The organism is Paenibacillus sp. KS1 (assembly GCF_001680695.1).
GTDB classification, from domain to species: domain Bacteria; phylum Bacillota; class Bacilli; order Paenibacillales; family Paenibacillaceae; genus Paenibacillus_B; species Paenibacillus_B suaedae.
Genome location: NZ_MAIS01000085.1, coordinates 16,484 through 28,668, shown reverse-complemented (window position 1 = coordinate 28,668; position 12,185 = coordinate 16,484). Strand labels below are relative to the sequence as shown.

The 12,185-nt window shown below is 46.6% G+C and carries 11 protein-coding genes and 1 pseudogene; 7 read left to right on the top strand and 5 right to left on the bottom strand.

Features of this window, described 5'->3' with window-relative positions; all coding sequences use genetic code 11:
- The 3 genes and pseudogenes from BBG47_RS30100 to BBG47_RS22440 all read left to right on the top strand — a co-directional run.
- Positions 1-510: pseudogene (locus tag BBG47_RS30100) on the top strand (hypothetical protein); the annotation flags it as partial.
- A 21-nt stretch (positions 511-531) separates the two neighbouring features.
- The gene (locus BBG47_RS22445; protein ID WP_065293570.1) at positions 532-2,244 is read left to right on the top strand and encodes a stalk domain-containing protein; all 1,713 of its coding nucleotides are present in this window, start codon (positions 532-534) and stop codon (positions 2,242-2,244) included.
- 22 nt (positions 2,245-2,266) lie between these two features.
- On the top strand, positions 2,267-3,718 hold the full coding sequence (locus BBG47_RS22440) for a L,D-transpeptidase (protein ID WP_083189533.1): 1,452 nt from the start codon (positions 2,267-2,269) through the stop codon (positions 3,716-3,718).
- Positions 3,719-3,817: 99 nt separating this feature from the next.
- On the opposite strand, the gene BBG47_RS30095 is transcribed toward BBG47_RS22440, so the two are convergent.
- Positions 3,818-3,955: a hypothetical protein gene (locus BBG47_RS30095; protein ID WP_172619537.1), complete on the bottom strand. Its 138-nt coding sequence runs from the start codon at positions 3,953-3,955 to the stop codon at positions 3,818-3,820.
- 269 nt (positions 3,956-4,224) lie between these two features.
- Here BBG47_RS30095 and BBG47_RS22435 point away from each other — a divergent pair, with 269 nt between their 5' ends.
- The 3 genes from BBG47_RS22435 to BBG47_RS22425 all read left to right on the top strand — a co-directional run bounded on the left by BBG47_RS22435 (position 4,225) and on the right by BBG47_RS22425 (position 6,616).
- Positions 4,225-5,319 (top strand): quinone-dependent dihydroorotate dehydrogenase, encoded by a 1,095-nt coding sequence (locus tag BBG47_RS22435; protein WP_175400615.1) that lies wholly within the window; start codon positions 4,225-4,227, stop codon positions 5,317-5,319.
- A 68-nt stretch (positions 5,320-5,387) separates the two neighbouring features.
- Positions 5,388-6,197 carry a GTP diphosphokinase gene (gene yjbM / locus BBG47_RS22430; protein WP_021253210.1) on the top strand — a complete coding sequence of 270 codons (810 nt, stop codon included), beginning with the start codon at positions 5,388-5,390 and terminating at the stop codon, positions 6,195-6,197.
- Positions 6,194-6,616: a DUF309 domain-containing protein gene (locus BBG47_RS22425; RefSeq protein WP_065293569.1), complete on the top strand. Its 423-nt coding sequence runs from the start codon at positions 6,194-6,196 to the stop codon at positions 6,614-6,616. The genes yjbM and BBG47_RS22425 overlap by 4 nt, the downstream gene beginning before the upstream one ends.
- Before the next feature lie 101 nt (positions 6,617-6,717).
- Here the strand turns inward: BBG47_RS22425 and BBG47_RS22420 are convergent, their stop codons facing one another.
- Positions 6,718-7,107 carry a hypothetical protein gene (locus tag BBG47_RS22420; protein WP_065293568.1) on the bottom strand — a complete coding sequence of 130 codons (390 nt, stop codon included), beginning with the start codon at positions 7,105-7,107 and terminating at the stop codon, positions 6,718-6,720.
- 290 nt (positions 7,108-7,397) lie between these two features.
- On the opposite strand from BBG47_RS22420, the gene BBG47_RS22415 reads away from it, so the two are divergent.
- A complete protein-coding gene (locus BBG47_RS22415) occupies positions 7,398-8,744 on the top strand; it encodes a hemolysin family protein (protein ID WP_021253207.1) in 1,347 nt (448 codons plus the stop codon).
- 122 nt (positions 8,745-8,866) lie between these two features.
- Here BBG47_RS22415 and BBG47_RS22410 read toward each other — a convergent pair whose 3' ends face one another.
- The 3 genes from BBG47_RS22410 to BBG47_RS22400 form a co-directional block, all read right to left on the bottom strand.
- Complete coding sequence (locus BBG47_RS22410; protein ID WP_483310753.1) at positions 8,867-9,952, bottom strand: efflux RND transporter periplasmic adaptor subunit; 1,086 nt, start codon at positions 9,950-9,952, stop codon at positions 8,867-8,869.
- Positions 9,953-10,023: 71 nt separating this feature from the next.
- A complete protein-coding gene (locus BBG47_RS22405) occupies positions 10,024-11,412 on the bottom strand; it encodes an ABC transporter permease (protein WP_065293566.1) in 1,389 nt (462 codons plus the stop codon).
- Positions 11,409-12,164, bottom strand: a complete 756-nt coding sequence (locus BBG47_RS22400) for an ABC transporter ATP-binding protein (protein WP_051614223.1) — start codon at positions 12,162-12,164, stop codon at positions 11,409-11,411. Before BBG47_RS22400 ends, BBG47_RS22405 begins: the two co-directional genes overlap by 4 nt.
- Between the last annotated feature and the right edge of the window lie 21 nt (positions 12,165-12,185).

Sequence of the window (12,185 nt, the reverse complement as noted above, 5' to 3'; positions counted from 1 at the left end):
AAACCAGATCCAAAACCAGATCCAAAACCACAGGAGCATGTTCTCGAACTGGCTGCCAATATAGATCAAGTCAAGCCAAATGAGGATTTCGTTGTGTCGGCAGTACTGAAGCGACTTACATCACCGATTCCTGCGGCAACACTGCAATTTACAATCAAGGTAGCTGGAGCTGAGATAGACAAAGCTCAATTGCTGAGTCAACCAGATACATATCGTGATGGCGGGGGCAAATTTCGAATTGCACACCTCCCTGGTGATTATCAGTCGAGCAATAGTGTGGATTCGGTAGTGACGGCAGGCAACCTGATTACGTACCGTATTATGATGACTAAAACTGGACATGTGACGCTAAGCAGTGACGACACGCTCATTAAGCTGCCTTATAAAAAGGATGGCAGCAAAGACCCAGTTACATTGGAACTATCCAATGTTCGTTTCTATGATGAGAAAGGTGCGCTGCTGCAAGTCAATAAAATGGAGAAACCACTTGAGATTAAGGTTACTCCGTAAAGATTGAAGGAGATAGTGGAGATGAAAGTAGGACTAGTAACAGGGAAATTCCGCCTTGCCGTCACCTTTATGCTGATAGCGAGCACTGCATCGGTGGCATCATCTGCCGAGGTTTATGCAGCAGCCTCATCGTTGAACAAGAATTCTGATCAGACGCAAGCATTTGAACGCTTTACTTCCCCAGCGATCGAGATGGGCGCATGGAAGACTGCATCACATTGGTACGAAACGGTTTACTTATCAGGCAGCGCGATGGCCAAAAAACAAGAAGAGAGCCTGCAATTCCCTTCTGGAATTGTATCCGAAGGGAAATCGGTTGTTGTTGCAGACACACGCAATCAGGTCATCCGACGACTGGACGTGAATGGGAGGATATTGGCGACAATAGGCATGAGGAATACGAAGGGATGGAAAGACGGGAACGATATTCAAGCTCAATTCGATCAGCCGATTGGAATGGCAGCGGATAAGAAGGGGAATCTGTACGTAGCTGATGCAGGCAATCATATTATTCGTAAAATTGATCGGAATGGGAATGTATCAACTGTAGCCGGCGATGGCATTCCTGGATGGAGGGATGGCGAAGCGGGGCAGTCGCGCTTCTATTCGCCGCGTGCAATTGCAGTAGCGGATGACGGGTCTATCTATGTGGCTGATGCATTAAATCATGTCATTCGACGGATTGATGCCAATGGTACGGTCACGACATTGACGGCCCGTTCTTCTCGAATCGTCGAATATTCCCCCGGAGCTGTAACTGGAGCTGGAGATTATAAGGATGGCAAGCTCGCTGAGGCAAAGTTCAATGAACCAAGTGGGATTGCAATGATGCGTGATGGCAAGTTAGCCGTTGCGGATACTGGAAATCAGCGTATTCGTGTGATTGATTTGAAGCAGGGGAATGTATCCACCATTGCTGGGAGCTGCTCAACTGCAGCTTATACAGCACCGAACGTCCAGCAAGTGTTGTATGCATCTGGTGGATATCGCGACGGCGCTGCTACAGGATCGTTGTTCAACAATCCTTCAGGAATTGCAATTACGGAGGAAAATGGGATTGTAGTCGCTGATAGATGGAACCATGTTGTCCGATATATATATAAGGGAGAGGTCGTTACACTAAGCGGACAAGCTGGCAAGAGCGGCGACGTAGACGGGATTACCTCGTACGCCAAGCTACACGAGCCTACAGCAGTTGCTGTACTTGCGAACGGGTCAATCGCTGTGACGGATGCGTTTAACAATGCAATTCGTCTCATTCGCCGTTATGAACTCCCAGAGGGAATTATGGGATCTTCGGGGCAGTCGCGGGCATCCCAGGTACAGCTTGTCTATAATCGCTTGCGTCTGGACTCGGATACAGCGCCGATGATTAAAGATGATAGAACCTACTTGCCTCTGAGGGTTCTATCTGAAACCTTGGGGTATAAGACGGTATGGCGTGCAGACAAGCGTGTGATTCTTCAGCTTGGAGATAGCAGTTTCGATCTGCGTCCGGGGAGCAGTCAAGTCAATGTTACAGACAATGGCACATCATCCGTCTCGAAGCTGCCAGCAGCTCCATTTATCCAAAATGGCAGGATTCTAGTACCTGTCCGATTCGTAGCTGAACAATTCGGCTTCGATGTACAGTGGGTTGCACAAGCTCGAGCAGTTGTAGTAAGAGACCGAATCTTCCTGCGCTATGCGGCAACAGGCTCGTATTTGCCGCCACAGCGAATTACAGCTAAGTAAGTTGCTGAAGGGAGGAATGTGATTGACGTCTTCATCAGATGGAAATCATCCACTCGGATCGAAGAAAGACCAAGCTTACATGAAAGAATATATTGAGGCGCATCCAGATAATCGGATGGCCTGGTACTTGCTCGGGAAACAGTATGAGCGAAATGGCGAACAAGGCAAGGCGAAATACTGCTTTAAGCAAGCAGGGGATATTTATCATGCATTCGAGAATGTACCACGTCCTTCTGAACAAATAGAGGAACTGCTGGCGCAAACGCAAATGCAGCAGACCGTGTCGTCCTCGCCGCGGAAGGTGAGAAACCGGGTGGGGGCAGCAATTTTGGTATTCCTTCTACTCGGCTCGATAGCGGGAGAGGTGAATGCGCCTTCCCGATTGCACCCAGCCATTACTGATGAGGGAATAGAAGCAGCGGGTGATGATACGTCTTCTTCGAGAGCCGGGAATCATCACCTAGTTGGTACCCCTGCTCTCTCTACTCAGATAGGCATTCTTGTTCCTGAACATGACAATGCAGCCTTCGGTCAAGCCCTGAGGCATACAGAGCATTTCGCCTCTGCGACTGGTCATGTTCACTATTTGCTGAATATTCGTGTTCAGCAGAATTGGTGGATGTGGGAGCCGCCCTTGCGTGCCGACAATCGGTTGACATCCGATTCGGATGGCAGACGGATCGTGATTACTCCGCTGCAGGGCAAGCAGTGCAAATGTGAGGCAGAGCGCTCCCAGGCACAATCCTTTGTTCAGCAATGGATGCCTAGGAGTGTAGAACGGCTAGTGGCGAAGTCAGCACTGACGGCGGCCTTGCATACGAAGGATCAACCGCCGAAGCAATTGGCTGCTCTAGCAGGCAAATACCCGAACAATATCGTGTCCGGTATTACGCCGCAGATTGCAAGTGCATATGAAGAAGTATCTGCTTCATTTATAGCTCGGATGAAGAACGCCAAGCAGGCAGCCCCGAAAAATGCTAAGCAGCAGGCGTTGAATCAGATATGGAGCGATGAGTTAGATCCATTCAGAGAGCCCCTGCGTATTCTGGTAGATAAGAAGCGACATCGGCTTGCGGTTGTAAGCGGGAATATAATGGTTAGAAACTATAAAGTTGGCCTCGGCGGCAAACGAACCCCGTTAGGGACCTTCCGGATTTCTGAAAAGGTAGTCGATCCAAACGGGTCATCTACTGGAGATTTTGGCAGCAGGGGAATGACCTTATCGGATACCTTATATGCGATCCATGGCACGAACGAGCCGGAGAGCATTGGGAGAGATAAGTCGCTTGGCTGTGTACGGATGGGGAAGGAAGATGTTGAAGAATTATTCGATATGGTGCCGATGGGGACAGAGGTCGTAATCGGCTCTGATATATTGCCCGATGAACTGCTTGTACCGGACAAGGAGGGCCGCTACCGGCTCAAATTGAGCCCAAATCAGGACAATCCGAACAAGAAATATCGCTGGCTGTAATCGAACATCCTTGCGCACCTGTGAAGAAAAAGAAGAGCCGGAATTCACAAGCATAGCTTGGAATCCGGCTCTTTCCCATAAATTACTATGATTACATGCTCATCCATTCGCGATAAGCAGCGTTGAGACAATTATGACAAATAGCAAGATAACCCCGCCGATCCAATAGATCGCCTTCTTGTTTACTTCTTCAGTATGTTTGGCTGGCATAGATGGGGATTTGCGTTTCACTGCCATAGGTCATCACCTTTCTTACGATTCTAGCTTCTATATGCCTATTGTAATCGTTTTCGTAAGGTTTGACCAGTCAAGGTTGGATGACATATGTACTTTTCTTTTGCACGAGAAACCTTTAAACTAGGACATGGAGCCTTTTTATGCCCGCCAAGAATTCTCCAACGCATTGTCTTGTGATTGAGAGAATAAGACTTGCGTGGTACGGTAACTATACGATGTTGTCAGTAACCATGGCTTACATGTATGGCACAATGAACGGAGTGGAACCTTTGTTATATCGCAACATAGCTAAACCGGTATTTTTCAAATTAGATCCTGAAAAAGCTCATCACCTGGTTATAGGTGGCATGGCGAAAGCGACGAAGGTGCCAGGTGCACTTGCCATGATGCGTGGGATGTATGGTGTGAAGGCAGATCCAGCCCTGACGACCTCTTTGTTCGGTCTCACATTCCACAGTCCAATTGGACTAGCAGCAGGACTTGATAAAAATGCGGAGGCCGTCCGCGGATTCTCATCCATTGGCTTCGGATTTATGGAAGTGGGCACTGTCACGCCGAAGGGACAGCCTGGCAATGAGAAACCACGTATGTTCCGGCTTCCTCCCGATGAAGCGTTAATCAATCGAATGGGCTTCAATAATGAAGGAACAGAAGCAATGCGCGAGCGATTGGCTGCGATTAAGGATCGACCAATTCCGGTATGGGTCAATATCGGTAAAAATAAAGCAACACCAAATGATAAGGCGCATGAAGACTACTTGAAGTGCATACAAACGATGTATAATGTTGCAGATTTGTTCGTCGTCAATATCAGCTCGCCGAACACGCCTGACTTGCGGAATCTGCAGCATGGCGATGAGCTGAAGGCACTGCTCAGTCTGGTCGTTGATGAGATGAATCGTCAGAATGCTGCACATGGTCAGAACAAATCCATTCTCGTCAAAATTGCACCGGACGTATCTGATAGTGAATTGGAGAGCATGACCGAGACGATTGTGCAGAGTGGAGTGTCAGGAATAATTGCCACCAATACTACCTTGTCACGGATGGGGGCAACCCATGTCCATCGATTGGAGAACGGGGGATTGAGCGGTAAGCCGTTGACGGAACGCTCGACAGAGGTCGTATCGCAAATCTATCGAATGACCAAGGGAGCCATCCCAATCGTAGGGTCGGGTGGCGTATTCACTGCCGAAGATGCGTACCGGAAAATACGTGCCGGAGCCAGTCTGGTGGAAATATATACGGGTCTCATTTACAAGGGGCCAGGAATTAACCGTGAGCTAGCTTCGGGCTTGAAGCGACTGATGAAGCAGGACGGATTCAAGCATATCTCAGAAGCTATCGGGGCTGATCATCGATAAGAATGGTCGTATAGTGAAGCGGCATAGGTTCACTGAACGAATGGTTGGAATGGACAGGAGGCGTACAAATGGACGGAAGAGATTGGGGAAATTTTTTGCTGCCTTATGCACAGGCCGTCGAAGAGCTGAAGGTCAAGTTCAAAACGTTGCGAACTGAATTGAAGAAGCGAGAAGAATATTCACCTATCGAGTTCGTAACGGGTCGGGTGAAGAGAATTTCTAGCATCCTCGAGAAAGCGAAGCGCCTCGAGGTGCCTCTTAATCAATTGGAGCAGGGAATTGAAGATATCGCTGGGATTCGAATTATGTGCCAGTTCGTCGATGATATTCATCGCGTGGCTCAATTGATTCGGAATCGACAAGACATGAAGGTCGTATATGAAAAGGACTACATTACCAATTATAAGGAAAGCGGCTATCGCAGCTTCCATATGATTATCGAATATCCGGTTCAAACGGCGCTCGGCCAGAAAATGATTTTGGGTGAGATCCAAATCCGTACATTGGCCATGAATTTCTGGGCAACGATTGAACATTCATTGAATTATAAATATAAGGACAGCTTGCCTGAGGAGGTCCGTCTGCGTCTGAAGACAGCGGCTGAGGCGGCGTTCGTATTAGACAACGAAATGTCCAGCATCCGTCAGGAAATTCTCGTAGCGCAGCAGAGCTTCGAGGACAAGTCGAAGATTGTACAGAAATGCTTGTCCTTTATCCAAGAGTTGTATTATTCCCACCGTATTTCTGAGGCTATTCAATTCCAGAACCGCTTCAATGAAGTATGGGAGAAGGATGATATTACAGAGTTGAAGCAATTAGAGGAAGAGATCACGAATGCACTGGAGAGAGCGAAGAAGAACGGAAATATTCAGCTATGAATATCGAGTCGGCTCTCCCTTATGACAGGCTGTATATTCAGTTCATCAAGCTGTTCAATGAAGAACGGGATTATTATCAATGCCATGATGTCATGGAAGAGTTATGGCTTGAAGAGGGGCGCAAGCCGCTTCTTCAAGGGCTGCTTCAGGTAGCAGTGGGGCTGCATCATTTCCAGAATGGCAATCGTCCTGGAGCGATTAAGCTGCTGACCGCAGCACTTCAGAAGCTGGATGCCTATCCAGATATCATAATGGGGATCGATTTGCAGCAGCTTCGTAACGATTCTGAAGAGACCTTGGACAAATTATGCAATTGCGATGGGAGTTTGCCTCCATTTCAAGATCTTACAATTCGAATCGTGGATAAGGAGCTCGATGCGCTCATTGAGTGCTGCGAGCTGCCTTCCTTACATGAATAAGACAAGTTGAATATCGAGACATATTTAGAAGAAGAGGAGAACACCATTTCATGACGAAGTCAGAAATGGTGTTCTGCTGTAATATCCACAAATTTTACGAATTAGGCAATGACAAGGGTTCCAAGACTGTTAGTTGGAGCGATCAGCAGAGTGTCACCTGGCAAAAACGTTCTCGTAAATGTCAATGTCAGTAAGAAGATACTGTTTAGTGTTCCAAAAGGAACGCATTGTTTGCTATTAAAGAGAGTCAGAAAGTTTACATCAAGTGATATTACAGGCGGGCTCAATACCAATGTTTGTGCTTCGAATGTTGTCTGCACTTTCAATGAAGCGAGCTGTGGAGGGATGCCAAGGTTATTCTTAGTAGCAATGTGAAGGTCGCATAGACTTTGGTTTATACCATTTTGAAGCACAAGCTCAAACGTATTTCTACCTATGAGCAATTCATCCAGATTATCGAATACCAGTGTTCTATTAAACAGAATAGCCATCTCTTCACCCCCAATCTTGCCGGTCTGCAAAATTAATATATGAGGAACTGCATGTGCTGGCTTGTATGGATACACCGTATGCGAGAGTTTCATGTAAAATTGGTTCTACAGCTTACAGGAGAGCATGCGCTCGTGTAATGACGCGTGCCGATGTTATTTTACTGGAGGACTGGAATAACAATAACGATAGAAGTCGATTTCCGACTGTAGAGACTTTTGTTTTCCGTTCTGCTAACCTGTATAATATGTGGAAATAAGCTTTATATTTTGGTTCATAAAGGAGACAAATAATGGATTTGCCCCCGAGTATCAGCTTTATTCTAGTAGCAATACTGATTATCCTTACCGGCTTTTTTGTAGCCACAGAGTTTGCAATTATTAAAATCCGATCCAGCCGTGTAGATCAACTGGTTCTGGAAGGGCGCAAGAATGCACTTGCGGTCAAGCAAGTGACGAGCAATCTGGATGGATATCTGTCCGCCTGTCAGCTGGGAATTACGATTACGGCGCTTGGACTTGGTTGGCTCGGTGAACCTTCGATTGAGAAGGTGCTTCATCCGGTATTTGAGTGGTTGTCTGTTCCACAGCAAGCTGCTTCGATCCTTTCCTTTTTGATTGCATTCATCGTCATTACATTTCTACATGTTGTGGTTGGTGAGCTTGCGCCGAAGACGCTTGCGATCCAGAAGTCGGAGAAGATCAGCTTGTTGTTCGCTAGACCGATCATTTGGTTCCACAAGGTGATGTACCCGTTCATTTGGTTGTTGAACAGTTCTGCGAATGGATTTATCCGCATGTTCGGTCTGAAGCCTGCGAAGGAGCAAGAAGAGGCTCACTCTGAAGAAGAACTGCAGATTATTCTGAATGAAAGCTATGAAAGCGGTAAAATCAATAAAACGGAATTCGGTTATGTGAGCCGCATATTTGCATTTGACGAATTGCTGGCCAAGGAAATTATGGTTCCGCGAACGGACATGATTTGCTTGCAGGAGGAACTGCCTGTAGAGGAGAGCATTCCAGTCATGAAGCGGGAACAGTATACCCGATACCCGATTATTCGTGGAAGCAAGGATTTCATTGTGGGCATGATCAACACGAAGCAGTTGTTCCTGCAATATGATGAAGCGGCTAATAAGAAGCTATCTGACATCATGCTGCCCGTTCTCACCGTTTCGGAGTCTACTCCGATCAATCAGCTCCTTAAGCGAATGCAGAAAGAAAGCACGCATATGGCGATCCTAATTGATGAATATGGTGGAACATCCGGTATGATCACGATTGAAGATATATTGGAAGAAATCGTTGGCGATATCCGTGATGAATTTGACAAGGAAGAACGCCCTGAAATTGAACAATTGGATGAGCATACCTATATATTTGATGGGAAAGTGCTGCTTACGGATGTAAATAGCTTGCTCTCCACTGAGCTTGAGCACGAGGATATCGATACTATCGGAGGATGGCTGTACGATCGGATGCCGGATTGCAAGAAGGGCTCTAAGCTCGAATGGAACGGTATTCAATTCACTGTGCTGGAGAGAGAGAAGCATCGAATCCGCAAAGTCCAGATCGCATCAGGACAATGGAATCAGTTATTTGAACAAGAAGATGTGCAAGCGGAGCAATCTTCACTGTAATAGAGAAGAAGCACCCTTCGGAACCTTTCTTTGCGGTTCTGCAGGGTGCTTCCTTTATTTTATCGAACTCATATTAAATGATCTCATTGTGAATTACAAACTTGTAGGTTTAGTGGCATCGATTATTGCAGCACGACCGTATCGCCTTCCTTCAATCCTTCCAATACCTCTGTTTTCTCACTTGTTTCGAGACCAACTTTTATCTCTTTTCGTTCGATTTGGCCATTGCCTTTATCGATATTAACAAAGACGCTCTCTTTTTCCCGCATAACGGCAACAGTTGGCACAACGATCGCATTTTCTTTCCGTTGTGTCTCAATTTGTCCAGTAAGGCTGAGACCGGCAATCAGGTTCTCATTGGCATCGAGTCCGATGATGACTTCAAATTGAGCGGGCTGATTGTTATTGCGTTGTTCCTCGGATACCGCCTTTGCGAATTTGGACACTTTCAGCACTTTACCTTTGATCTTGACGTTCTTCATGGCGTTCATTTTTACTTCAACGGCCATGTCAGGCTTAATGCGGAATACATCCTGTTCGCCAACTAGCGTAACGAGCTGCAATTTCTTCAGTTCTACGATTTTGCCGACACGTTCATTCTCTTTCAGTGCTTGTGGAATTTTGTTCGGATCATCGTATAGGAAAATCCCTGGCGAAGGTGCGATATAATTGGCTACATCTACCTTCTTCTGCTTCTGAGCGATTTCCTTTCGTTGAATATCAATGGTTACATTGTTCAGCTCTTGCTGAAGCTTCGCCGTTTCTTTCTCGACGAATTTCTTCTTCACTTCGGCTTCCGTGGAAGGGAGCGCTTGATCTTCTTCGCTTAGCACGGATTGATATTGTGCGAGCTGCGTTTCAAGCTTCTGCTTTTGAATTACAGCTTCAGCTTGTGCAATTTCATTCAACAGTGCACTTGGATCGAGACGGAAGATAGTTTCGCCCTTCTTCACCTGCTGCCCATCCTTTACAGCCCATTGCTTCACTTCTGCACCGAATGGCGCATACACGATCGTTTCCTTTTCATATGTGGATTTACCCTTTACTTCAATATGATTCACAAGTGTTTCCTTCGTAACCGGGAAGGTGATCGCACCCGCATTGTCCATCGGAAGCTCTGGCTGTGGCGGGTTAGCGAAACGATACAATCCAAAGCTGATGCCGCCTAAAATAAGTATGATAATTGACCATTTCAATATCGGTTTTATTTTCGATTTCATTTGGTAAATGTCCTCCTCTATGTGGAACTGCTCTACAGACAACGCAAAAATGATGGCTGTTAGTCGCGCTTAATGGCGGTAAGAGCATCGGTACGAGAGGCGCTGACGGCTGGATAAATGCCCGACAGAATGCCTGTTACGATTGCAAATGTAATTCCGATCGGAATATTAGAGTAGGAGATGAAGATAATCGCATCCCCCGTACTTTCGGACATTGTACTTGCGGTAACCCCGTTAATGCCCCATACGATCCAGTAGGACAGCATAACGCCAATCAATCCACCAACCAATCCGAGCAGTGCCGCCTCAATGATGAACATGTTGCGAATCTGTCTTAGATTCGCACCGAGCACCTTCATAATGCCGATTTGGCGGCGGCGTTGATACGTGGACATTGTCATTGCCACCACAATTGAGATGGAGGCGATGAACAGAACGAAAATGCCGATTCCAAGTGCAATCGTCTTGACGATTGCGAAGTTCTCCTGCAGTCGATCCTTTTGATGGAGGTTTGTCTGCGTGTTTAACGTTAACTTTTTAATTTGCTTCTCAACTTGTTCTACATTCGCTTGGTCGTCTACTTTTACGATGACATTGTTGTATGTACCTTGTTCTGCACTGCCGTCATTCATGTGCAGCTCCTGCATCAGCATTTTGCCGGTTTCAAGAGATACGTACAGCTTCTTATCGTAAGCTACCTGATTCTCACTTACACCGTTTGGCTTCTTCAATACAGCAGACACGCGAAGCGGGGAGCTCATATAGGTCTTGCTATCCCCGTTCATCAGCATCGTCTTGAGACGAAGTTGACGTTGATACATCGCTGTAGGAATACGGTTTAGGTTATTATACTGCTCCATCAAGGAGTCGTCGTACGGATTGTTCGACAGTTGCTCCATCAGGTTATCCATCGTCTCTTGGTCAATAAGTCCGAGAGTGGCTCCATAGCTCAATACGACGGTACCATCAAGGTCTGAAGGGGATCCCTGCATAAATTTATTGTCAAATTCAGTTAACGAATTGAGCTCTGTCGCAAATACCTCAATTCCAGTCCGACGATCATCCATCGTATACATTTCCAAATATCCGAATTGCTGGAATGGCGCAACTGCCTTGACATGAGGGATGTTGCGAATGACCTCAATTTTCTGGGCTGTAATCTTTCCGCGCTCAATACTCTCGTCATCCGCACCTTTTGCCTGCTGTCCGCTGTTTTTTCCTTGATTTCCACCTTGGCTGACCCCGGTATTTGGTGTTACCGTAATCTCGTCCATTTTCAAGTACGTGTTTAACTGTTTCTCTGCAAACGTCTGTGCAGATTCTCCGACACTCATCGCAATAATAATAGCGGCACAGCCAATTGATATTCCCGCTGCACATAATCCGGTTACGACCTTCCGTCTCTTCAACTGATCCCATGAAAGATGGAGGTAGTCTCGTACTCTCACGACTGCTCACCTCCAACGGGCTGAAGGATTTTTTCCTCCGGAACAGCTTCTTCTGCTGTTATCGAACTCACGCGTGTGCGCGATCCATCTTCGATCAGTACGCCGTCCTTCAACGTAATAATCCGCTTCGTTTGTTCAGCCACTTCCATTTCGTGGGTAACGATGATGAAGGTGGTGTCGACGGTTTCGTTCAAGTTTTTCAGGATTGCAATGATTTCTTCTTCTGTACGTGTATCCAAATTACCAGTAGGCTCGTCCGCAAAAATAACCGATGGCTCGGTAATAAGAGAGCGTGCAATACTGACACGCTGCTGCTGTCCACCAGACAATTGGGAAGGGAACAGTTCAGCTTTGTCAGGAATACCGACTTGTTCAAGCAGGCGCAGCGATTTTTGTTTCCGCTCCGAGGGACGAATTCCTTGAAAAATAAGCGGGAGCTCTACATTTTCACGTACAGTTAAATTGGCTATTAGCTCATACGCTTGAAAAATGAATCCGATGTGCTTGCGTCGAAATTCAGCGAGTGAGTTCTCGTTTAGTTTCACAATGTCTTGATCTGCAATATAGATGCTTCCTTCAGTTGGCTTCATTAAGCCTGCCATTAAGTTAAGCAATGTTGACTTACCAGAACCTGAGCTGCCGAGCAGTGCAACCATCTCGCCGCGCTTCACTTCGAAATTGATGGAATGCAGTACTTGGGTGGTTTCGGGGCCGTTCTTAAATGAGTGGGATAGGCCTTCGACACGTAACATTCGGCTCCTCCTTTCTATCTA

Excerpts from the sequence above, each read along its gene's own strand:
- BBG47_RS22425 (WP_065293569.1), top strand. The coding sequence starts at position 6,194 with ATGAATATCGAGTCGGCTCTCCCTTATGACAGGCTGTATATTCAGTTC.
- BBG47_RS22445 (WP_065293570.1), top strand. The coding sequence starts at position 532 with ATGAAAGTAGGACTAGTAACAGGGAAATTCCGCCTTGCCGTCACCTTT.
- BBG47_RS22415 (WP_021253207.1), top strand. The coding sequence starts at position 7,398 with ATGGATTTGCCCCCGAGTATCAGCTTTATTCTAGTAGCAATACTGATT.
- yjbM (WP_021253210.1), top strand. The coding sequence starts at position 5,388 with ATGGACGGAAGAGATTGGGGAAATTTTTTGCTGCCTTATGCACAGGCC.
- BBG47_RS22420 (WP_065293568.1), bottom strand. The coding sequence starts at position 7,107 with ATGGCTATTCTGTTTAATAGAACACTGGTATTCGATAATCTGGATGAA.
- BBG47_RS22400 (WP_051614223.1), bottom strand. The coding sequence starts at position 12,164 with ATGTTACGTGTCGAAGGCCTATCCCACTCATTTAAGAACGGCCCCGAA.
- BBG47_RS30095 (WP_172619537.1), bottom strand. The coding sequence starts at position 3,955 with ATGGCAGTGAAACGCAAATCCCCATCTATGCCAGCCAAACATACTGAA.